General features: G+C 39.3%; 19 protein-coding genes, 1 tRNA gene and 1 pseudogene. 8 read left to right on the forward strand and 13 right to left on the reverse strand.

What is annotated here, in order from left to right:
- Positions 1-623: 623 nt before the first annotated feature.
- Complete coding sequence (locus MSG95_RS03940) at positions 624-1814, reverse strand: MFS transporter (RefSeq protein ID WP_077164537.1); 1191 nt, start codon at positions 1812-1814, stop codon at positions 624-626.
- 102 nt (positions 1815-1916) lie between these two features.
- Between MSG95_RS03940 and MSG95_RS03945 the strand changes: the two genes are divergently transcribed.
- On the forward strand, positions 1917-2819 hold the full coding sequence (locus MSG95_RS03945) for a LysR family transcriptional regulator (protein WP_077164538.1): 903 nt from the start codon (positions 1917-1919) through the stop codon (positions 2817-2819).
- Positions 2820-2985: 166 nt separating this feature from the next.
- Here the strand turns inward: MSG95_RS03945 and MSG95_RS03950 are convergent, their stop codons facing one another.
- Positions 2986-3375: a DUF4440 domain-containing protein gene (locus tag MSG95_RS03950; protein ID WP_077164539.1), complete on the reverse strand. Its 390-nt coding sequence runs from the start codon at positions 3373-3375 to the stop codon at positions 2986-2988.
- A gap of 571 nt (positions 3376-3946) precedes the next feature.
- Here MSG95_RS03950 and mutS point away from each other — a divergent pair.
- The 5 genes from mutS (at position 3947) to MSG95_RS03975 (ending at position 9575) form a co-directional block, all read left to right on the forward strand.
- Positions 3947-6592, forward strand: coding sequence for a DNA mismatch repair protein MutS (mutS, locus tag MSG95_RS03955; RefSeq protein WP_077164540.1), 2646 nt, complete (start codon positions 3947-3949; stop codon positions 6590-6592).
- Between the two features lie 64 nt (positions 6593-6656).
- Positions 6657-7187 (forward strand): GNAT family N-acetyltransferase, encoded by a 531-nt coding sequence (locus MSG95_RS03960; protein WP_077164576.1) that lies wholly within the window; start codon positions 6657-6659, stop codon positions 7185-7187.
- 345 nt (positions 7188-7532) lie between these two features.
- A complete protein-coding gene (gene fdxA, locus MSG95_RS03965; RefSeq protein ID WP_003650851.1) occupies positions 7533-7856 on the forward strand; it encodes a ferredoxin FdxA in 324 nt (107 codons plus the stop codon).
- A 131-nt stretch (positions 7857-7987) separates the two neighbouring features.
- Complete coding sequence (locus tag MSG95_RS03970; RefSeq protein ID WP_174742285.1) at positions 7988-8710, forward strand: D-Ala-D-Ala carboxypeptidase family metallohydrolase; 723 nt, start codon at positions 7988-7990, stop codon at positions 8708-8710.
- A gap of 196 nt (positions 8711-8906) precedes the next feature.
- Entirely contained in the window at positions 8907-9575 is a 669-nt protein-coding gene (locus MSG95_RS03975; protein WP_004702639.1) for an O-methyltransferase, read from the forward strand.
- 116 nt (positions 9576-9691) lie between these two features.
- Here the strand turns inward: MSG95_RS03975 and MSG95_RS03980 are convergent, their stop codons facing one another.
- The 11 genes and pseudogenes from MSG95_RS03980 to MSG95_RS04030 form a co-directional block, all read right to left on the reverse strand.
- Positions 9692-10534, reverse strand: a complete 843-nt coding sequence (locus tag MSG95_RS03980; protein ID WP_004702641.1) for a universal stress protein — start codon at positions 10532-10534, stop codon at positions 9692-9694.
- Positions 10535-10690: 156 nt separating this feature from the next.
- On the reverse strand, positions 10691-11302 hold the full coding sequence (locus tag MSG95_RS03985) for a DapH/DapD/GlmU-related protein (protein ID WP_077164541.1): 612 nt from the start codon (positions 11300-11302) through the stop codon (positions 10691-10693).
- Positions 11295-11894, reverse strand: coding sequence for an IMPACT family protein (locus MSG95_RS03990; protein ID WP_077164542.1), 600 nt, complete (start codon positions 11892-11894; stop codon positions 11295-11297). The genes MSG95_RS03985 and MSG95_RS03990 overlap by 8 nt, the downstream gene beginning before the upstream one ends.
- A gap of 92 nt (positions 11895-11986) precedes the next feature.
- Positions 11987-13181, reverse strand: a pseudogene (locus tag MSG95_RS03995) (HlyD family efflux transporter periplasmic adaptor subunit).
- A 3-nt stretch (positions 13182-13184) separates the two neighbouring features.
- A complete protein-coding gene (locus tag MSG95_RS04000) occupies positions 13185-15320 on the reverse strand; it encodes a type I secretion system permease/ATPase (RefSeq protein ID WP_151819510.1) in 2136 nt (711 codons plus the stop codon).
- Positions 15317-16783, reverse strand: coding sequence for a TolC family protein (locus tag MSG95_RS04005; RefSeq protein ID WP_039250636.1), 1467 nt, complete (start codon positions 16781-16783; stop codon positions 15317-15319). Before MSG95_RS04005 ends, MSG95_RS04000 begins: the two co-directional genes overlap by 4 nt.
- Positions 16784-17057: 274 nt before the next feature.
- A complete protein-coding gene (gene lptB / locus MSG95_RS04010) occupies positions 17058-17804 on the reverse strand; it encodes an LPS export ABC transporter ATP-binding protein (RefSeq protein WP_077162546.1) in 747 nt (248 codons plus the stop codon).
- Positions 17804-18352, reverse strand: a complete 549-nt coding sequence (gene lptA, locus MSG95_RS04015) for a lipopolysaccharide transport periplasmic protein LptA (protein WP_004702651.1) — start codon at positions 18350-18352, stop codon at positions 17804-17806. Before lptA ends, lptB begins: the two co-directional genes overlap by 1 nt.
- Positions 18336-18884, reverse strand: a complete 549-nt coding sequence (gene lptC, locus MSG95_RS04020; RefSeq protein ID WP_004702654.1) for an LPS export ABC transporter periplasmic protein LptC — start codon at positions 18882-18884, stop codon at positions 18336-18338. Before lptC ends, lptA begins: the two co-directional genes overlap by 17 nt.
- Before the next feature lie 37 nt (positions 18885-18921).
- Positions 18922-19461, reverse strand: coding sequence for a KdsC family phosphatase (locus MSG95_RS04025; protein ID WP_039250639.1), 540 nt, complete (start codon positions 19459-19461; stop codon positions 18922-18924).
- Between the two features lie 3 nt (positions 19462-19464).
- Positions 19465-20442 carry a KpsF/GutQ family sugar-phosphate isomerase gene (locus MSG95_RS04030; RefSeq protein ID WP_019457396.1) on the reverse strand — a complete coding sequence of 326 codons (978 nt, stop codon included), beginning with the start codon at positions 20440-20442 and terminating at the stop codon, positions 19465-19467.
- A 214-nt stretch (positions 20443-20656) separates the two neighbouring features.
- Here MSG95_RS04030 and cysS point away from each other — a divergent pair, with 214 nt between their 5' ends.
- Together cysS and MSG95_RS04040 are read left to right on the forward strand one after the other, a co-directional pair.
- On the forward strand, positions 20657-22078 hold the full coding sequence (cysS, locus tag MSG95_RS04035) for a cysteine--tRNA ligase (RefSeq protein ID WP_032064088.1): 1422 nt from the start codon (positions 20657-20659) through the stop codon (positions 22076-22078).
- A gap of 63 nt (positions 22079-22141) precedes the next feature.
- Positions 22142-22217, forward strand: a tRNA-Gly gene (locus MSG95_RS04040).
- Positions 22218-22298 lie beyond the last annotated feature (81 nt).

Below are 22298 nucleotides of genomic sequence, written 5' to 3' on the forward strand. Positions count from 1 at the left end.
GGAGAAAAAAAGGCACAGCAAAGCCGTAAGACGGTGCTTGGCACATCTCAAGTTTTTTGTTGCTAAGTTTTAAATAAAAATGACTAAAGCCTGAAAACCCTACGGTGTTCAAGCTGCTGTAAATTTTTAAGCCGTATCGTTATAGCTTTTGGCAAAGGCTGCCAAGAAATAATGGATGTGCAAAGCCAACTCCTTTTTATTGGGAGTTCTGCCGACATTAAAATTATGGTGGCAGAACGAAGGGGGTTAGCAGACTGGCCGAAAAAACCCAGCACACCCGAAGGTGTCCCCCTCCGTTCCACCATAGAGGGGGCGCGAGGGTGTACACACTAAAGATATAAAACCTTTAATGCTTTTTCGGAACGGTCTGCTAAAACCGACTGGCAATGTAGGCCAGCAGGCAAAGGATAGTGCCCAAGTTTATTGCAGTCAAGCATACAAAATGACATTTGTTTTAAAATAGATCATTAAAAAGTAAGGATAAATAATGCCTGAGTTATTGTTAAAGTGGGGTTTATAAAAAGAAGCTTTTCTTCCCCAAAATGCTACGGTTTCAATACTATTTACACGTTATAGATTTAGTCGTCACTATTTTAATGTACGGAAAAATAGTGACTTTAGAATTAGCTTATGGGCACACGTTTAGCTAGCTTCTTTTGCAAAATAATAATCAATATTGGGAACCCTGCTGCGGAAATTGCGCATACCGCCAGTAACGTATTTACACTTTGTGGCGTCATGCCATGAGCAGGTAATAAAAAGGCAGATAAGAAAAAAGCAACCGTTGTCAGCAAATACATGATGGATGTCTGTAATGAAGAAAATCCAGCTCGTTGTCGGTCGTTAGGAAACTGCATCGTAACCACTGAAGATGACACCAAACGACTATAAGATGCACCGAGAAATAAACTAATAAATAACGCTGCATGCTCATAGCCTAGCATTGGTATAAGCAAACTGAGTATAAAGACTAGAGTCGAAGCTGTAGCCAATATTAAAGCAGAAAAACGGGAGGTTAACGCCCCTGTAATTTTTGTAGATAAATAGCCCATCACTCCCCCGCTAAAAAATAGCCAAGGGAGTAGGTCTTGCGAAGCACCCAACTCCTGAATCATTAAGGGTGCCAAAATAGGAATAATCAGCATAGGACTAAACTGTACGAGCGCATTAGCAGAAGCGAACAGTAGAGTATCCACATCTAAAGGCAGCGCACGAAACGTATCTAAAGAGACTTGGTCTTTGGGTATAAACGATACAATAAGTGGCAATGCCAACACACACAATGCACTTATGAGCCACAAAGCCACATGCCAACCATAGTGAGTGCATAGAAATAATATGGTGGGCATTCCTACAATACTTACTATTGAAAATGACGCAATCACTGTTGCTAACATCTTTCCGCGTAAGTGCGGCGGTGCGTTGTTTATTAATATACTGATACCCACTCCCATGGTGGTACCACCAACCAACCCTGCACAAAATCGAAGTGCAAGTAAAAGACTAAAACTAGATGTGCAGGTAGTTAAAAGTGTTAGTAGGCCTAACAGCGCCATATTGATAATTAAAAACTGCTTTTTATTGAAATGATCAATCCAGTAAAAAGCAATAATTCCTGAAAGAACGGCGCCAAGCGTATACATCCCTGAAACATAACCTGAGAATGATACTGGCACTGCGAAATCTGTCGCCATAAAAACAAAAACAGGATTGAACACCATATATTCCAGTGCATTGGTGAACTGGACGAAAGCAATGACAGTGGCTATCCACATGAGGGCTTTATGATTAAACGTCTGTTTGGCTAGGGACATCGCAGTAACCTATAGATAAAAGATGTCCGAGTTTAACTACTATCAATAGTATTGATTATATGGTAAAAATTGCATTTATTATTATCAAATATGGGACAATTGATGCGTCCGGCTCTGGATTTTAATACCCTGAAAGTGTTCGTTGCTGTGGTCGAAAAAGAAAGTTTTGTTGGAGCATCGAAACTCCTTGAAATGCCAACATCAAACGTGAGTCGCTGTATTTCTCAGTTAGAAGAAAAACTCGATCTTCAGCTCATTGAGCGCAGCACCCGACATATGAAAGTCACTCAGGCGGGGCAGCTACTCTATACCAGAGCAAAGCCATTACTCGAAGCGCTTGAGCAAACGGAGACAGAGTTAACGTTGCGGCAAATGCAGCTCAAAGGTCCTTTACGAATCTGTATTCCCACTGAAATAGGCCCTGCATTGCTAGGTTCTGTTATTGCAGAATTTGCCTGTCAGTATCCCGAACTAGAAATAAGCTGTGTCACAAATTTGTCGGGTTTTGAGTCTCTGCGAGATGATCTGGATTTAGCTATTATTATTAGCCGCGGTCAAATGGATAACAGTGACTACATCGCTCGTCATCTGGTGACTATCCCTTGCACCATTGTAGCAGCCCCTTCTCTCATTCAGCGTTATGGCACCCCTACTCATATCCAGCAATTTGAAGAATTACCGTGTATTACAACAGTCAGTGCGCTCAAAGGTGCTCCTTGGCAATTTGTTAATAAAAAGGGTGTGTTCGAGACCATCAAGGTTAAAGGACACTATCGGGTAAACAGCGGAGAAATGGCGGGCCAAGCTGCTGTAGCAGGGATCGGGTTTGCAATTTTATCAAAACAAGCTTGCCAACCTTATATTAGTGACGGTCGCCTGATCGAGATTGAGTTTGAACAAGCAGTAGCGCCACTGCAATTGTTTGCACTTTATTCAGATCGCCGTTATTTACCCGCTAAAACAAGAGCGCTTATCGATTTCATACAGCAGAAATTGGGGCAATGATGTTCTCCTTCCCATCATCTTTGTGGGTCAGCTTAATTCTGCTAAAGCATCTAATACTAGAGATTTGTTCGCTTCAATCACGTACTCTTTGAATGAGTCCCAAAACATTCCCTCTATATCATTTAAAGCAGCTAAAGATTGATAATGGTGCAATAAAAAAAACGAGTCATTTGACTGTTTTTTTGTTTTCAGTTGGTGTTCCTTGGTGGAAAAACATTTGCCAGCTTCCCTCGCAGCATTTCCATATTGATGATCTTAATGCATATTTTTCACGAGTGCCGTCAGCCAATAAATTGCACGAGGCATAAATCATTAAAACAATCTTGGGCTCTGGAAATCTTATTTCAAAATCCCATGAAAGTATTTTGTTGGTAGTTTTCTTTGTCTCTAAATTATTCAACACATCTGATTTTCTATAAATCAAACCAGATTTTCCTATTTCTACAAATTCATCATGAAGTAAAGTGTCCAACCTTTGACGACCTTCAAATGTCGTCAAGCCATGAATTTCAATTTCTAATGATTTTATTTGTGAAAGTATATTGGAGTTTTCCATGTTAAGTCGTCATTTGAATTAGGAACAGAAGAATTTTTTACTCACAACCATTAAGCTGTTGAATAATTCAATTTCTTATATTTTTATACGATTGCCCTAGTTTATTGCAAATGCAAATAATTGATTTTAAAAATATCACATAAATTCACTCTAAAATCTATCCTGTTAATTTGAACAGATCATTTTTGAAAATATTACTACTACTCCCAATGAAACAACTGACTAAAGGTAAAGTTAATAAAGCCACTAGTATGGATTTAATTTTCATAAGTGATCTCTTTTTAGATTATCGCAAAACAGGATGTTCTCCCAAAGATCGCTTTCTTTTTGTTGCTTATTTCCTCGCTCATTTTAGGAATCCTTTTTGCGAATCAGTCTCAATTTGTTAAGATGGCAACCGTAAGAAATTAAGTTAAGCTCTTACACACTGTTGACTCAATTTTGACATAAAAAAGGTACATGAAAAGGTATACTTTTTTTCTTAGATTAAGTCCAATTCACACAGAAGTTATTAGAATTGGTTAGATGACCAACCGTAAAATATTATTACTTTTTTAAGGGTTTATTACGCATGAATAGCGCTGAAATCATGGCCGATCTCTCTAACCACACTCCAATGATGCAGCAATATCTCAAGGTCAAAAAAGATTATCAACATGCGTTGCTGTTTTATCGTATGGGCGACTTTTATGAACTTTTCTTTGAAGACGCACACTTAGCAGCCAAACTTTTAGGAATTACCCTAACCCATCGCGGTAAAGCAAACGGCAACCCAATTCCAATGGCGGGTGTTCCTTACCATTCAGCCGAAGGTTATCTTGCTCGCCTTGTCAAAGCAGGTCGCACAGTAGCCATTTGCGAACAAGTGGGTGAAGTTACTGGTAAAGGCCCTGTTGAGCGTAAAGTTGTTCGTATTCTTACACCTGGTACATTAACCGACGACGCACTACTCACAAGCTATCAGTCATCCAACCTTGTTGCGTTATGTATTCATCAAAATCAAATTGGTTTTGCTTTGCTCGACTTAAGCGCAGGTATTTTTAAAGTTCAGCAACAAGACTACAAACCTGAACAACTTCCAATTGAACTTGCACGCCTCATGCCAAGTGAAATTTTGATTGATGAAGATCTGGTTGACCCGAATATTATTGAACAAATTAAAAAGCATTTAGATTGCCCTGTAACCAAGCGTCCAAATGTAGATTTCAATTTAAATAATGCACAAAAAACCTTATGTGATCAGTTCTCTGTATCGACGCTTTCTGGTTTTGGACTCGACACATTACCGTTAGCTAAGGCTGCCGCGGCAGCTCTGATTCACTACGCTAAAGAAACTCAGAAAACGGCGTTACCGCATATTCGTTCAATTTTATTGGAACAAAGCACAGACTTTATTGCGCTTGACCCAATTACGCGCCGTAATTTAGAAATTATTGAACCTTTGTTTGAACATGGTACGTCATTATTCCAACTGGTAAATGACTGCCAAACTGCAATGGGTGGCCGTTTACTCAGCCGTACACTCATGCAACCTGTTCGTGATACGGCGTTACTCGATGCCCGCTTAGATGCAATTGAACAACTCATTCAAGGCTATCACGAAACTCCAGTTCGTTTAGTGCTTAAAGAAATTGGCGATATCGAACGTGTTCTTAGCCGTGTTGCGCTTGGTAGTGCTCGACCACGCGATTTAGTTCAGCTTCGTCATGCTTGCGCACAAATTCCATTTTTAAGAAATGCTTTAACGCCTGTTATTCAATCAAAAAAATCCAAGTTATTAATTCAACTCGATCAAGAGCTTGGTGACTTTAAATCGCTTCATCAACACTTGATGGCAGCCATTGTTGAAAACCCACCTGTATTACTTCGTGATGGCAATGTAATTGCAGAAGGATATGATGCGGAACTCGATGAACTGCGTAAAATTCGTGATCATGCAGGTCAATTCCTGATTGATTTAGAAATAAAAGAGCGTGAACGCACGGGCATTAACACCTTAAAAATCGGCTATAACCGTGTAAGCGGCTACTACATTGAGCTTACGCGTGCTCAAGCTGAACAAGCCCCTGCCGACTATATTCGCCGTCAAACTTTAAAGAATGCCGAGCGTTACATCACACCTGAGCTAAAAAGCTTTGAAGATAAAGTTTTATCAAGTGAATCTCGTGCATTAGCGCGTGAAAAAGCATTATTTGAAGCTTTACTTGAAAACCTCCGTGAAAATATTGCTCACCTACAAATGATGAGTTCGGCAATTGCGCACATTGATGTAATTGCAAACTTTGCTTATCAAGCACGTTTAAACAATTGGGCGCGTCCTGAATTTACCCCAGAAACCGGTATTAAGATTCAAGGTGGTCGTCATCCTGTTGTTGAAGCATTAAACAAAGCACCATTTACACCAAATGATACTTTCCTTGATGCTCAGCACCGCATGGCAATTATTACTGGTCCAAACATGGGCGGTAAATCTACTTTTATGCGTCAAACTGCATTAATCAGTTTACTTGCTTACTGCGGTAGTTATGTTCCTGCACGAGCTGCCAAGCTTGGCCCAATTGACCGTATTTTCACACGTATTGGTTCAGCCGATGATTTGTCGACAGGTAAATCAACATTTATGGTCGAGATGACTGAAACTTCACAAATCTTGCACCATGCAACCAATCAGTCTTTGGTGTTAATGGATGAAGTTGGCCGTGGTACCAGTACCTACGATGGACTTTCTTTGGCATGGGCCTGTGTGGTTGATTTAACCAAGCGCGTAAAATGCTTATGTCTATTTGCCACGCACTATTTCGAATTGACTGAGTTAGGTAGTGAAGCAGGTATCGATAACTATCATGTGACGGCGCAAGAGCTTAACGGCAACCTGATTTTATTGCACAAAGTTCAACAAGGCCCTGCAAGTCAAAGTCATGGTTTACAAGTTGCGAAATTAGCTGGTATTCCTGCCAATGTCATTAAAGAAGCTCAAAAACGTTTACGCATTTTAGAAAAGCAACAACAGCAACACTTACAAACTAGTGTTCAAGATGATTTGTTTGCAACTTTAGATACAAATGCTAAATCAAGTACGCAAGTCATAGAGAAAGTGATTGAAATTGAAGTGCCTTCACCTGCCCTAGATTTGCTTAAGCAAATTGAAGTCGATAACTTGACACCTCGCCAAGCACTTGAACAACTTTATGAACTAAAAGCTGCACTTAAATCATAATCATTGATTGAGCAAACATGTCTATGGGCATGTTTGCTCTTACTTTAAGGAGAATAAAATTTCTATTTTCTTAAGGCCACTACAATACACAGAGATCGATTTAATTTGGCAACACATTAGTCGACGTGAACTCATTACCCAACTCTATATACAAAAACAAGAACAACTCGAATTAACAGATTGTTTTTACGATGTTGAAAACTGGGATGCATATCATTTAGAAAATGACCCACCGAAGTTAAAAGAACTCTATCAACAAGGTGCTTCATTTGTAGGTGCTTTTAATACATCTGAAAAATTAGTTGGCATTAGTGTCGTGTCGAATCAACACATTGCTGATTATCCAGATGCAAAATTACTGCAATACTTTTATGTCGATGCAGACCAGCAAGGTCAAGGTGTTGGTACAAAACTCATGCAGACAGCCAAAGAGTCAGCTAAGCAACTGGGCGCGCTGCAACTTTATATTTCAGCTACACCGAGTAAACGTACTGTCGACTTTTATATCAAGCATGGCGCAGTAGTATTAGGACATCCAGATCAGCACTTATGGGAGCTTGAACCAGAAGATATTCATTTGCTTTGCCTACTTTAAATCTCAATATTTAAAGTTTTTTTGGGTATCAGTTCGGTATAAAAGCAAAATTTAAAACTAAAAGTTGTGTTTAAGGTATCTAATCAAATAGATACCTTGACCTAAATGACATTTGCAACTATATGCAAAAATTTATTCAAACTGTTGTTTTTTAAAACATATTATTATCTTAATTTTACAATTTGGCTATTCTCAAGCTCACAACATTGTTTTAAATATCAATGTATTAACTTATCTTCATATGTATAAATAAACAATATCAATAAAAGCAATTGTTTGTTTACCCCTTTTTTGCCTAAAATAAGCTATTCGAAATGAAACCATATTTTTTAGGTAGCTGTCGCCATGACCTTTGTTGTCACTGAAAATTGTATTAAATGTAAATACCAAGATTGCGTAGAAGTTTGTCCTGTAGACTGTTTTTACGAAGGTCCGAATTTCCTAGTGATTAATCCGGATGAATGTATTGACTGTGCATTGTGTGAACCAGAATGCCCTGCAAATGCAATTTTCTCTGAAGATGAGTTACCAGAAGGTCAGGAAGTATTTATTGAATTAAATGCAGATCTTTCTCAAAAGTGGCCTAACATTACACAAATTGGTGACCAACCTGCTGACCGTGAAGAATGGAACGGCAAACCAGATAAGTTACAGTATCTAGAAAAATAATTTCAAAAAAGATCAGCAACTGCTGATCTTTTTTATACCCTATTCAAACATTTCATTGCAAATTCCTCGTAATTTGTGCACTGTTTTGCATTAAAATAAGCGCAATATTTATTAAGCTTTTGATTTTTCTTATGCGGAAGTTTTTGCAGAGTATGTTGCCCTTATGCATAATCCCAGCGATTATGGTAGGTTGCGTCAGCTCTCCCCAACACACAACAACAGGCAAAACCTCTCCAAACGGTAAACGCATTTTTATTCCTCAAGAGCGCGTTATTATCGAACGTCCTATTCCACCTAAAGTTGAGCCTGCTTCTTATCGTGCCTGGTTAAATACTGGCGATCATTATGAGCGTGTACGAGAATATGAAAAATTTCTAGCGCGTAACAATGTTGCAGGCATCGTACCAAGCTTTGAATTATTAAGATCAGCGCGTGATTGGCAAAAGTGCGGCAGCTCGGAATATGCTGTACCAAACCGCGAACTTTGGAATAATTCTTTATCGACCTTACGTGTCTTTAAATATTTAATTGCGGCAAAAGTTCTAACTGACTTTGAAGTAACCTCGGTGTATCGTGATTTACCTTTAAATCAGTGTGCTGGTGGTGCAAGTTCGTCTAAGCATTTGTTTAACTCAGCCATCGATTTTCGTATTGGACCAGAAATTCCACAGCCACAAGACTACGCATTTATTGAAAATACAAAGTTTAAATTGTGTCAGTTCTGGGCTCAACATGGCCAAAGTTTAAACCTAGGTATTGGTTTATATAGTTCAGGACAAATCCATATTGATACTCAAGGCTATCGTACTTGGGGGCCTGACTTAACCCGTAATACTTCAATGTGTAATTTCTAAAATATAAATCCCCTTGCGCGCTTCAGTTTAAGGGGGTTTTTGTTGTTCTCATTTATATAACCTAGTAAGAAAAACACTGAAATTAATTACGAATTTGTACATTCCATAATCAACCAAAATTTCTTAATCCGAAGATTTTTGCACTCTAGTCATAAACGTTTAAAATACGCCTATCAACATACAGGTAAATTTGACTATGCAGCAGTTGTGGACAGACATTGACGAATATATCGACTCACATTTAATTCCAGAAGATCCTCGACTCGACTTTGCATTAAAAAATACCGACGAACATGGCTTTTCAAATCATCTTGCAGTTGCTCCAAACCAAGGGATGTTCTTGCAAATGCTTATTCAGATGAATAATTGCAAGCGTGTTTTAGAAATTGGAACTTTTGCAGCCTACAGTACCATTTGGCTAGGACGTGCCCTACCTGAAGATGGTTATTTACTGACTATTGAAGGCCGTGATACTCATGCAGAAATGGCTCAAAAAAATATCGACCATGCGAATCTTCCTGTAAAAGTTGAGCTAAAAGCAGGCCGTGCTGCCGATATTCTTTCAGCAATTGACCCACAGTCAATTCAACCTTTCGATTTTATATTTATTGATGCCGATAAACAGGGTTATCCTGAATATTTGGAACTCAGCTTAAAGTTTTCAAAATCAGGCACAATTATTGTGCTAGACAATGTCATCCGTGGTGGCGATATTTTAAATCCTGAAAACAAAAAACCGAGTATTGAAGGTATTCGCGAAACTTTTAAAGCCCTCGAAAATCATCCGCAAATTCTGTCTTGCACAGCTTTACAAACGGTTGGCTCAAAAGGTCATGATGGTTTCGCTATAGCGATTGTGAAATAATGATCAAAAAATCATCTTTTTTATTTTATTATTTATAATCAATAGATTACTTTTATTACTCTCGCTTTTCCATATAGTTATCCACAACATTTGCGGATAACTATATGCAAATCTCATCATTTAGCCACAAGTAAAGGCACAGTTGCATTTCGGAATATAGTGGTTGCGATACTGCCCAAGAAGAACTGATGAATCTTGCTATGACTAAATGCACCAAGCACAATAATTTGAATACCATGCTCTTGTTGATATTCAAGAATATTCTGAGCTACATCACCATATCGGTAAACGGTGACAACCTCTAGACCAGCTTGTTTAAGATAGTGCTCAGGTTCATTTAATATTTCAGGATGATCACCCACATACACTAAATGGCATTGTAAAGTCCGTAATAGATCACTTTGGGCAATACGGCGCATCATCTTTTGACATGTTGGTGAATATTCATAGGCGAAAATAAAACGTGTTGGCACTTTAAAGTTTTCACCAATGGTCAACACTGTACAATTCGCGCCGCGAATGAAATTTTCAACATTACTACCAATAGGTTTGTGCTTTTCAGCTGCTCTTTCGCCAACTCGACCTAAAATAACAATGTCATTTTCATCGAGGAGATTAAAGCTTTGCTCTAAAAAATCACCCTTTTCTTGAATTTTTGAGCATGTAATGCCGTGTTTTTCTTTAATTAAGTCAGAAATATGTCTGAGTAAATTATTGCTGTAATCTAAAGCGAGTTCACTTTGTTTTTGCTCTAATTCAGCTAACTCTTTAAGCAACATCGCATTGCTTTCAAAGCCGATTACCCCACTAATCTCACCAAGGTGATAACTTGCTGGGTAGTAATCTAGAATTTGTAATAATACAAGCTCTCGTCCAGTTGCTTTTGCAACCCACGCTGCTGCATCTGCAATAGCATTAATACAAGGTGATGAGTCAATACACGCAATAACACGGTTCATTGTTTGCCTCTCTTCTTCAGGTCTATTTGCCTTGGAGATTTTTCTATAACTTAGCTTTAACTTAACATAGATAAAAATCTGTATGTTAAGGTTTATGTATTAAAATCCACTTTTTTGTTTAAAGATCAAACATTTTATTACACTCTTAAGACTGTATTACTCTCTTAAGCGAATAAATTTCGCTGGGTTTCCCCCCACAATATGATAGGGTTCGACATCCTTAGTCACCATACTATTCATACCAATAACAGCATGTTTTCCAATTTTAATACCGTCTTTTATTCCTACATGTGCACCTAACCAAACATCTTGCTCAATTTCAATTCCTTTAGAAGTGACAGGCTGTTGGTAAAGTGGACGGTCTAATTGCATACCATGATCAAATGCATAGAGATGGCAATAAGCAGCTATACGAACTTGGTCATGTAATTTGATGCCAGCTCGCCCACCATCTAAAATACAATGATGGTTAATTGCGACTTCGTTACCAATCTCAAGCGGTCCATGCAAACTACAGTCGGCTGCAATAAAGCAATTATCACCAATCTTAATTTTTCGACCAGGCTCGGCAAAAATATGAGCTAAAGGTGAAATAAAACAGTTCTCACCAATCTCGACTGTCTCCATGTCCATTAAATAAGCCTGATATTCTTTTTGCCACTCTTCAGCCCATGCACGGTTTTTAGGTTTTAGTGTCCAATATAACCACGGCATATAATTTAAACGGTGTTTATGTTGCTCACGGTACTTGAGTAAGGAGTCAGTCATCAGTTAATTCCTCCTCAACTTTTAATTCTTCACGGCCACGCGTAACGTCGCGAAGTTTCAAAGCAAGTGGTTCAATTTGGTGGACTTGTAGTCTAGCTTCAATATCTACACCTGTTGCGGTATAAGTTTCTTGGTATTCTATTTGATGTTGTGAAAGTTCATATTGAAAAATAGCCCATTCATTAAAATGACAAGAAAAGTGAATGGTTTTCTTTGCAATGAGTTCAATTCGTTCAGCTAACAATAAGGATTGCCCTGCACAACCACCATAAGCCCGTACTAAACCACCAGTTCCAAGTTTTATGCCACCATACCAGCGGTTCACCATCACGATGATGTTAGTTAAGTCGTTACCTTCAATAGTCGCCAAGATTGGCCGCCCTGCCGTACCAGATGGCTCGCCATCATCATTAAAGCGGACGTTATGTCCAATTTTCCACGCCCAACATTGATGTGTGGTCGATATATCTTTATTGAGTTCTAAAAATTCTTTTACTTGTTGCTCATTTTCTACTGGCGCAGCAATCGCCTGAAATCTACTTTTTTTAATTTCTTCTTCAAATGTAACAAGTGACGCAATCGTAAAAGCCATAAAATAAATAAAGCATAATAAAAATCAAATTATAGCGTGAATTTAATAGAAGCAAACCCATAAAAAAGCCCCGAATTTCGGGGCTTTTACTATTATCTTTCTCGTAATGCTTCTTTCGCTTTATTAAACGGTTTCAACAAGTAATCCATTACAGTTTTCTCACCAGTACGAATATCTACAGTTGCCACCATACCCGGTGTAATACCAAAAGCTTTACCTTGTTTGTTGTAGAGCTTATCTGTATCAGTGCGGATATAAACACGATAGTAGAACTGATCTTGTTTAACTTCATCACGAATCGTGTCTGGAGAAATAACTGTAACTTTACCTTTTAAACCGCCATAAATTGAATAGTCATAAGCTGTGATCTTCACCAAAGCTTCTTGACCCGGACGAATAAATGCAATGTCACGTGGCAAAATACGCGCTTCAATAAGCAATTGTTCATCAATTGGAACAATTGTCATTAACTTACCATTTTGCGGGATAACACCACCATGCGTTGTCACAGTAATTTCTTTTACAACACCTCGTACAGGCGCTCTAAATACAGCACGATCTAAACTGTCACTACGTCCTAGTACGATTTGTTGTTGAGTTTGGCTATCTGTATTGGCTTTAGATAACTCTTCACGAGCCTTCACATAATACTGGTTACGTGCATCGTTCATTTTATTTTGCAAATCATTTGCTTCACGACGTAAACGTAAAACCTCAACTTCACTCGCTGCGCCTTTCGCAACTAGCGGCTCTGTCATTGCCAGCTCTTGCTGAACCAATTTCAAAGCTTGTCTTAAACCTGACAATGTCTGTTCAAGATCAGCTCTACGAGATTCATACAACGCTGTTTCTTCATGAACAAGTTTAGGGTCTTTTGCAACGATTTCAGGGAAGACTAACGGTGTGCCATTCACTTCTGCACGTAAACGCGCTGATGTGGCCTGAGCTGCAATTAATAAAGATCTAGACTCACCCACATTTGACGCAAAACGCGTTGGGTCTAATTGAGCAAGAATTTCACCTTTTTGAACAATGTCGCCTTCTTGCACATTCAGTTTAGTTAAAATACCGCCTTCTAATGATTGAATCACCTGTTCTTTAGATGATGGAATCACTTTACCTGTACCTGTTGACACTTCTTCTAACTGAAAAAACCATGCCCAAACAAACAAACAAACTAATGAGTCCAATACCTACAATCCAAATCACTAAACTGGCACGTGGTAATGGTGGTTCAGTATAAGATACATTCATTGAACGGGTGAGTTCTTGTTGTGGTTCGCTCATGAATTATCCCCCTTGGCTTACTTGTTTTTGTTGGGCTAATGATTGATTAAGTACTTGATCTCTTGGTCCATCCATCACGATCTTGCCCTCATTCACGACAATAATACGATCGACCAGTTCTAAAACAGCGCGACGGTGTGTTGCCACAACCAATGTTCGATGTGCCAACCACCCTTTAAGGTGATCAATCAGTTGCTTCTCTGCCACATCATCAATCGCTGCTGTTGGTTCATCAAGTAAGAGAATATTAGGTTGACGGATTAATAAACGTGCAAGCAATAAGGCTTGTCTTTGACCACCAGAGAAACCAACGCCACCTTCTAAAATGAGGTGATCAAGTCCTTCTTTTTTCTCTTGAACAAAAGGAAGTGCCCCTGTCACAACCAATGCACGAAGGATGTCTTCATCCGTTGCAAGCGGTGCGCCTAAGGTTAGATTTTCACGAATCGTACCGTAAAATAAATGAGCACTCTGGTTAAGTAAGCCCATATCACGACGCACATCAGATGGGTCAATTAAAGAAAGATCTAGACCATCTAAATGCACAGCGCCTTGAACTGGAACCTGCATACCAGATAAAAGTTGAAGCAAGGTCGACTTACCTGCACCATTACGACCTAAGATTGCAATTTTTTCACCCGCACGGATCTGCAAATGGCGAATCGCAATACTTGGTTTTGTGTCATCGTCAGTGTATTGGAACAATAAATTTTTTAATTCATAATTTCCGTTTAAGACAGCCTTATGTACTAAATGAGAGCGATCAGCCTGATCGATCGAACGTTGCATGAGTTCATCTAAACTTTGTTTGGCAACTTTCGCTTGCTGTAAACGTCCTAATACCCCTGTAATTTGGGCAATCGGCCCCAGCATACGTGAAGATAAAATTGAACATGCCACTAACGCACCTGTGGTCATTTCACCATCCATCACGGCAAAACAGCCAACTAAAACCACAATGGCATAGGTTAGACCTTGAATCATTTGGGTCCAAGCCATCAAGGTACCCACAATTTTACGCTGTTTCATACCAATATCGGCTGAAACCTCGTTCATGTGGTTCCACTGGTTTTGGAAACGTGACTCAGCGCGTAATAGTTTAATGTCTTCAATACCTTGCACAGCTTCAACAAGAATTGCGTTACGGATTGAAGATTCTCTCATACCCTCTTGTGCCAGTTGTGCCAGCTTCTTCTGTACCAAAATACCCGGCAAAATCATGAGAGGAACAACAAGCAACATTACCCAAAATAATTTGCCACCAATAATGGCAAAAATAGTAATGAATAAGAAAAAGAATGGAAAATCTGCAATTGCACTAATGGTGGTTGACGTCACCAGTTCACGAACACCTTCAAGTTCACGAATCTGGGAAATAAAACTACCTGTAGATTTTGAACGTTCCTTATTTTTAATTCTTAGGGCGTGGCCAAACACACGATCCGAAACACGTAAGTCAGCACGTTTACCGATAATATCGGATAAGTAAACCCTTGAAACTCGTAAGGTAAACTCAAAAAGAGCTGCAATCAGTACACCACCTGCCAAAACCCACAAGGTCGGAATCGACTGTGATGGTACAACACGGTCATAGACCTGCATTGAGAAAATAATGGTTGCCAGTGCCAAAATATTGGCAATTAAAGAGGCAAACATAATATCGATGTAACGCTTCCAGTCTCTTAAAACAATTGACCAGAACCAGTTTGCTTCGTATGGCTTGATATATTCATCAATACGCGCATCTGGAATAGACATTTCAGGGCGCAAGATATAGACATTTTTAAGTGTCGTTTTCAGTGCTTCTAAAGATAAGTTCTGAGAAAGACCTTGATCTCCACTGAACTGAATACTGACATTTCCTTGCGTATCTGCCTTATCGATAACCCCGACTTGTCCATCATTAAACTCCACCATAACTGGTAAACGCCATGGGTTTAATAAGTCTAACGAGAATGGTGCCTTACGAAGATTTAAACCGACCTGACGCGTCATTAACTGCAAGATGTCATCAAGATTCTGGTTTTGGTTCCAATCAAGTTGTAAGCGAATTCTTTCTTCTGACGGTTCTATACGGTAATGTTTGGCAATAGTTAAGACCGCCTGTAACCAAGGCTGGTAATTTATTTTTGTCATCATGGTTGTACTTCGAACCCCTGAATTGAAATATTATTTAAGCCGTAGGCTTGGCGGGAACGTCCTGTTGCTTCAATGTACTGAACAATGCTGTTATAAATGTCATAGCGTGCTGATTCGAGTTCTGAGTTGGCACTGTGAATGGCTTGTTCGGCATTTAATAAATCGACCAGTGAACGAGTACCAAGCTTGTATTGTTCTTGGTAAAGTTCACGTGTACGAACCGTGGTTGCTTGGCGACTTACCAAAACCTGCATTTGACGCTGTTTATTCTCAATCTGTTCGCGACTGGTTCGAATTTGATCCAGCACATCCATATATACTGAATTTACTTTAGCTTTCGCAGCTTCTTCAGCGTAACTTGCCATTTTTACCTGTGAAGCGGTTGCCCCACCTTGATAAAACTGACTCGTTGCTTCTAGCATGACTGAGCTATATAAACCGTTATCTTTATCGTTATTTGGATTTTTACCATTAATGGCCTGACTAACTGAGCCTTTCACAGCTAAGGTCGGATAGCGAGTTAAACGGGTTTGTTCTTTTTGCGCTTTGGCAACCTCAACACTTGCCTGTGCGGCAATCATTTTAGGAATAGTATTAAACTCAGGCTCACCATATAGGTCAGATTGCTTCACTAAATCATCAGAAATAATCCAACCTGTACGAGTAACATCAGCACCCAATAATGTTCTTAAATGCTGTTGATACTGACGTAACAATGATTGTTGGGCAATTAAAGTTGACTGTGCAGCTTGTAAGTATGACTGTGCCTGAATTGGGTCAGCTTGACTCGCGACACCCGCATTTGCACGCAGGTTAGCAATATCTTGAATTCTTTGAATACCTGCAATTTGCTGCTCAGCAATTTTATTAAGTTGCAGATAACGCTGAATATTGACGATAGTCTGCGCAACATCAAGCGCAAGGGTATCTACGCTGACCAGAACGTTTGCTTGTTCCACCTGAACTTTAGCTTGTTCAACGCTTACACCTGATTTGATTTTACCAAAATCAAAAAGCATTTGAGTGGCAGTTAAAGTGAGTAACTGCCTTCCTCGTTCTCCAGTGGTCAAGTCACCAGTTGAGACGCCTCCGGCAAGCTGAGGATAGTAACCAGCTTTAGCAACGTCAACACCTGAATTTTGACCTGCTAAAGTTGCAATAGATTGTGAAATATCCGGACTACGCTGAATCGCAATTTTTACTGCATCTTGCAGTGTCAGTTTTTTAGAGGGCAAGGCGTTAAAAGATGAAGCCGAATTGTCATTAAGTTGAACAGTTGGAAATTCCTGCACAATAGAACGATCTAGCTTAAAATTACTAAGCTCTTGCATCTTGGCTACTTTAAAATCATCACTACTTTTCGGGACAAAAAGTTGTGACAAGTTATCTTTCAAGGTGTGATATTGCTCACTTGGTTTAGCAGCGTATATCACGACAGGTACATGTAGTGAACTTAAAAGCATTAGCCCTTTCAGGAAAGCTTGCTTTCTACATTTCCCTTTCTTTCTTTTCTGGTTATATCCAATCATGCTTATCTTGTTGATGTTGTTTGTTATCGTTTAAAAGCATCTCCATTCTACAGAGTTTTTTAGTTAAAACAGCATAATTGGCCGAATAAATCACACATTATTTTTTTATTAAATGAGTGGTATATATTATTGTTTTTATTTACAAAACCTCCAAAAATGAAAAAAGAGGCCTTGACCTCTTTTTAACCAAACAGATTAGTGGCTTTAACTAAACTGTAAAATCATCACCCAAATAGACTTTACGAACTTGTTCATCGTCTAAAATCTCTTGTGGCGTACCTTCTGCAATCACTGAGCCTTCACTCACGATATATGCACGCTCACAGATTGCTAAAGTTTCACGAACGTTATGATCTGTAATGAGTACGCCAATGCCACGATCTTTTAAGGTCTGGATAATGTCTTTGATATCACCGACTGAAATTGGATCGACACCCGCAAATGGTTCATCTAAAAGCATAAATTTAGGGTCTGCTGCCAAAGCACGCGCAATCTCTGCACGGCGACGTTCACCACCCGATACACTCATTCCTAATGAATCTTTAATATGACTAATTTTAAAGTCATTCAATAACTCATGAAGACGTTGTTGACGTTGCTGTTTATTCAAATCTTTACGCGTCTCTAAGATCGACATAATATTTTCAGCAATTGTCAGTTTTCTAAAAATAGAGGCTTCTTGAGGTAAATAACCAATACCTTTACGTGCACGCTCATGCATCGCCAAATCGGACATATCTAAGTCGTCAAGATGGATCTCGCCTTTATCCATGCGTACCAGTCCAACGACCATATAGAAGCTCGTCGTTTTACCAGCACCATTAGGACCAAGCAAACCAACAATCTGTCCACTTTGCATACTAAAAGAGACGTCTTTAACTACCCAACGCTTACTATAGTTTTTTGCTAAGTGCTTAATACACAAAGTTTGCGGTTGTTGAAGAGCTTGCTGCATTAGTCACGCGCTCCTGGGAAACTTTTTGAACTTGACGGTGGAATAATAATTTGTACACGGTTTGAAGAAGAGCCTTGAGCTTCGACATCACCTTTATTCATACTATATTTCAGAGAGTTACCACGAATACTTGAACCATCTTGATATAAATATGCACCACCAGACAAAGTAATAATGCCAGTATCAGCATTATAAACAATGGTCTGACCCTCACCACGCGCTAAGCCTTTATTCGCGTTCACTTGCTGCTGAAACTTAGCAGGTCTACCCTTTGCAGTGATAACCTGAATTTCACGTTTCGAGTTAAGATTAGCAACAATCGAATCTGCTTGTAGCTTCATCGTACCTTGCTCAATCACAACATTACCGGTATAAGTCGTCAAACCAGTTTTTTCATTATATGTTGCGCGGTCTGCAACCAATGAAATTTGTTGATTACGGTCAGACGGCAAAGCAAACGTCGAAGCAGATGTTAAAGCAACGAATGTAATTACCGCAGCTTGTTTTAGGAAAGCTGAAGAACGTTTTAAATTAAGACTTTGGTGCATACTTTCCTCGAATATTAAAAAATTCGTACTGACCGTTATTCAAATTGCCTTTTAATCCTTTACTCACAAACTCGCCTTGTGGAGACTGAACAATCACTTGATGATTTGTTTCAATATCTCTGTTTTTTGGATAGGCAGTTAACTGATCGGTTTGAAACTCAATTGTTCCTTGAGGTGCAATCTTAGTTGCAACCACATCACCCGATAAGACAACCTTTTGATTATCATCATAGCCATAAGCTTGTTTAGCAAAGAATGTTGCATCAACTTTACCTAATTTATACATAGAGGCATTAAGTTGATCCAACTTCGACGTTTTTTGTTGCATATCCTGTTCAAGCTGACGAACTTCAGCACGAACATACAAATTGCCTTTGTCATCAGTTTGAGTCAAATGGACGCCCTGCGCCGAATAAGTCATATTCTTCGCCGAACCAATGTCCAGTTTTTTTGCCTTGCCACTATAGTAGTAGTAACCACCACTTACAGCAGCAACCACTACAGCAACAATATATAAAACTCTGGTATCCATGAGCAGGAATAGCCTACCTTTTTAAGTAATCTTGTTATTAATGCGGTACTGCAAGATATTTTTCAAGAAGTTCTTGGTAAATGCCTTTTGCGATCAGCAACATATCACAGACTTCACGTACAGCTCCACGACCACCCATCGCTTGGGTAACCAAGTGTGCACGGCGACGTACTTCTTCATGTCCATTTGGCACAGTAACGTTCATTCCGGCAATCGAAAAAGCCGAAAGATCAGGCCAATCATCGCCCATATACAAGCAATCAGAAGGCAAAATATTAAACTGTGCACAAGCTTCGCGAAGTGCTGAGCCTTTGTCTTCACGACCCTGAAAAACAAGGTCTACACCCAAATCAGACATGCGTTTGTCAACGATATTACTTTTTCGACCAGTAATGATAATGACTTTCATACCTGCTTTTTGAACAAGTTTCATGCCTAAACCATCACGAATATCGAATGATTTAATTTCATCACCCGTATTGGTTAATGTAACAAAGCCATCGCTCAAGATACCATCAACATCCAGAACCAATGCCTGTAAATGACGTGCTTGTTCTAACAATGCATACGATGCCATGAATTAATTCACCCCTGCCTGAATAAGGTCATGCATACTAATTACACCAATCACTTTGTTTTGGTCATCGACCACCACAAACTGACTAATTTTTTTCTGGTTAAGCTGTTGTAACGCTTCTACAGCACGTGCTTCTTGAGAAATAGTTGACGGTTTTTTTGTCATCACATCAGAAACAGGTAAATTCACATCAAAACCTTGCTGTTTATCAATGAGGCGACGTAAGTCCCCATCTGTAAAAATACCGAGCAAATGATCTTGTTCATCAACAATCGTCGTTAAACCCAAACGCTTATTCGAAATTTCATAAAGCACTTGATTCATTGGGGTTTCTGGCGAAACTTTTGGTAGTTCATCGCCTGTATGCATTAAATGTTTTACATGTAAAAGTAAACGCTTACCCAATGCGCCTGCTGGATGCGAACGAGCAAAATCATCAGCAGTAAAACCACGTGCTTCAAGTAATGCAACGGCCAAAGCATCACCTAACACTAGTGTTGCCGTCGTACTTGATGTAGGTGCCAAACCTAAAGGACAAGCTTCATCAGACTCACCTAAAGTTAAAGCAATATCAGCATTTTGTGGCATTGGGCCTTTATCAGTACGGCTAATCGTAATCATAGGTACGCCAAGATGTTTAATCAGTGGCATGAGCATCATGATTTCATCGCTTTTTCCAGAGTTGGAAATTGCAATAAGCACATCGCCACGAACCAGCATACCTAAATCGCCATGGCCTGCTTCACCAGGATGCATAAAGAAAGATGGCGTCCCTGTAGAGGCAAATGTCGCCGCCATTTTTCGACCAATATGCCCAGATTTACCCATACCTGTAATCACAACACGACCTTTACACTGCAACAGTACTTCGCAAGCACGGTTAAAACGGTCATCAATTTGTGTTGCTAATACATCTATGGCTTGTTGCTCAATGCGCAATGTAGCTAATGCACTGCTTTGGAAATCTGTAGGATTAGGCATACGAGTGTGACTCAAAATAATTGATCTGATCTCTCTATTGAGATCGGTGATTTTAATCAAAAGATTTGGGGGCATTCTAGCATAACTCAATCAGTTACACGTTTTTAAATGTATAAGATTTCACAAGCTTATAAAATTAATGCATAAAACTTTTTTAAAAATGATGCATAAGTTATGATGTAACACTATTTTTGTTGAGTGTTTGAAAACCCTTATGCAACCATTTGTTTTATATAACTCTGAGCAACGAAAAAAAGTTGAATTTGTACCTCGCAAAGAAGGTCACATCGATATGTACGTCTGCGGTATGACCGTTTACGACTACTGTCATATCGGGCACGCTCGAGTTATGGTTGCATTTGACTACATTATTCGTTTCTTACGTAGTCAAGGGTGGAATGTTCGCTACATTCGCAATATTACTGATATTGACGACAAAATCATCAAACGTGCTCAAGAAAATGGTGAAACCATCCAACAGCTCACCACTCGTTTCATCGATGCTATGAATGAAGATGCAGCCAATTTAGGTTGTGCTGCACCCGATGAAGCACCGAAAGCGACTGAATATATCGATCAGATGCAAAATATGATTGGCAATTTAGTCAATAAAGGCGCTGCTTACCCAGCTTCAAACGGCGATGTTTATTTTGAAGTGACCAAATTTGAAAAATATGGTCGCCTCTCTGGCCGTAAGCTAGATGATATGCAAGCTGGTGCAAGTGAACGTGTCGATGTAGAAGTTGAGAAGAAACACCCTTTTGACTTTGTACTTTGGAAACATGCAAAAGAAAACGAACCATCTTGGGCATCTCCTTGGGGTAATGGTCGTCCGGGTTGGCACATCGAATGTTCTGCAATGTCGACTTGCTGCTTAGGCAATCACTTTGACATTCATGGTGGTGGTTCTGATTTAATGTTCCCACACCATGAAAATGAAATTGCTCAAAGTGAAGCTTCAACTGGTGAGCAATATGTGAACTACTGGATGCATGTTGGCTTTATTAACGTTGATGGTGAAAAGATGTCTAAGTCTTTAGGCAACTTCTTCACGATTCGTGATGTAATGGAGAAGTTCCACCCTGAAGTGATTCGCTACTTTATTGTGTCTTCACACTACCGTAGCCCTGTGAACTTCTCTGATGTAGCGCTAAAAGAAGCAAAAACTTCTTTAACTCGTTTCTATCATTCATTTAAAGCTTATCAACAAGTATATGGTCAAAAGACAACTGAAACGCTTGATCAAAGTTTTATTGAACGCTTTAACAACGCAATGTGTGACGATTTCAATACGGCTGAAGCAATGGCAGTATTGTTTGAACTCAACAAAGAGTTAAACCGTGCCGTAAAAGAAGAGCAAGCTGACCAAGCAACTGTGCTTTATTCGACTTTACGTCACCTCACCAACATTTTAGGTTTGGTACAACACAATGTAGATGATTTCTTAAAATCAGATATTGGACAAGAAGCGCTTGCTTTGTCTGATGCTGAAATTGAAGATTTCATTCAACAACGTGTTGATGCGAAAAAAGCTAAAGACTTTGCGAAAGCAGATGGTATTCGTCAGTCTTTGCTCGACCAAGGTGTGGTACTTGAAGATACACGTCAAGGTACAGTTTGGCGTCGTGCTGATTAAACGTTCAATTAGATCACAAGAGTGTTGACACTTTAATGAAACACTCTATAATGTGCTCACATTGCGGGAATAGCTCAGTTGGTAGAGCATAACCTTGCCAAGGTTGGGGTCGCGAGTTCGAGTCTCGTTTCCCGCTCCAAAATTCAAAAACCACTTAATTCGAAAGAATTAGGTGGTTTTTTTATTGCTTCTCAATTATAAAACAAATAACAGTAAATTA

The sequence above is a fragment of the Acinetobacter sp. IK23 genome (assembly GCF_035615275.1).
GTDB classification, from domain to species: Bacteria; Pseudomonadota; Gammaproteobacteria; order Pseudomonadales; family Moraxellaceae; genus Acinetobacter; species Acinetobacter seifertii.

Bases quoted from the DNA above. Each gene is read 5' to 3' on its own strand.
- lptA (WP_004702651.1), bottom strand. From the start codon at position 18,352: ATGCACCAAAGTCTTAATTTAAAACGTTCTTCAGCTTTCCTAAAACAA.
- cysS (WP_032064088.1), top strand. From the start codon at position 20,657: ATGCAACCATTTGTTTTATATAACTCTGAGCAACGAAAAAAAGTTGAA.
- MSG95_RS04025 (WP_039250639.1), bottom strand. From the start codon at position 19,461: ATGGCATCGTATGCATTGTTAGAACAAGCACGTCATTTACAGGCATTG.
- lptB (WP_077162546.1), bottom strand. From the start codon at position 17,804: ATGCAGCAAGCTCTTCAACAACCGCAAACTTTGTGTATTAAGCACTTA.
- MSG95_RS03990 (WP_077164542.1), bottom strand. From the start codon at position 11,894: ATGGCTTTTACGATTGCGTCACTTGTTACATTTGAAGAAGAAATTAAA.
- MSG95_RS03985 (WP_077164541.1), bottom strand. From the start codon at position 11,302: ATGACTGACTCCTTACTCAAGTACCGTGAGCAACATAAACACCGTTTA.
- fdxA (WP_003650851.1), top strand. From the start codon at position 7,533: ATGACCTTTGTTGTCACTGAAAATTGTATTAAATGTAAATACCAAGAT.
- MSG95_RS04005 (WP_039250636.1), bottom strand. From the start codon at position 16,783: ATGCTTTTAAGTTCACTACATGTACCTGTCGTGATATACGCTGCTAAA.
- MSG95_RS03970 (WP_174742285.1), top strand. From the start codon at position 7,988: ATGCGGAAGTTTTTGCAGAGTATGTTGCCCTTATGCATAATCCCAGCG.
- mutS (WP_077164540.1), top strand. From the start codon at position 3,947: ATGAATAGCGCTGAAATCATGGCCGATCTCTCTAACCACACTCCAATG.
- MSG95_RS03975 (WP_004702639.1), top strand. From the start codon at position 8,907: ATGCAGCAGTTGTGGACAGACATTGACGAATATATCGACTCACATTTA.
- MSG95_RS04030 (WP_019457396.1), bottom strand. From the start codon at position 20,442: ATGCCTAATCCTACAGATTTCCAAAGCAGTGCATTAGCTACATTGCGC.
- MSG95_RS03950 (WP_077164539.1), bottom strand. From the start codon at position 3,375: ATGGAAAACTCCAATATACTTTCACAAATAAAATCATTAGAAATTGAA.
- MSG95_RS03945 (WP_077164538.1), top strand. From the start codon at position 1,917: ATGCGTCCGGCTCTGGATTTTAATACCCTGAAAGTGTTCGTTGCTGTG.
- MSG95_RS03940 (WP_077164537.1), bottom strand. From the start codon at position 1,814: ATGTCCCTAGCCAAACAGACGTTTAATCATAAAGCCCTCATGTGGATA.
- lptC (WP_004702654.1), bottom strand. From the start codon at position 18,884: ATGGATACCAGAGTTTTATATATTGTTGCTGTAGTGGTTGCTGCTGTA.
- MSG95_RS03980 (WP_004702641.1), bottom strand. From the start codon at position 10,534: ATGAACCGTGTTATTGCGTGTATTGACTCATCACCTTGTATTAATGCT.
- MSG95_RS04000 (WP_151819510.1), bottom strand. From the start codon at position 15,320: ATGATGACAAAAATAAATTACCAGCCTTGGTTACAGGCGGTCTTAACT.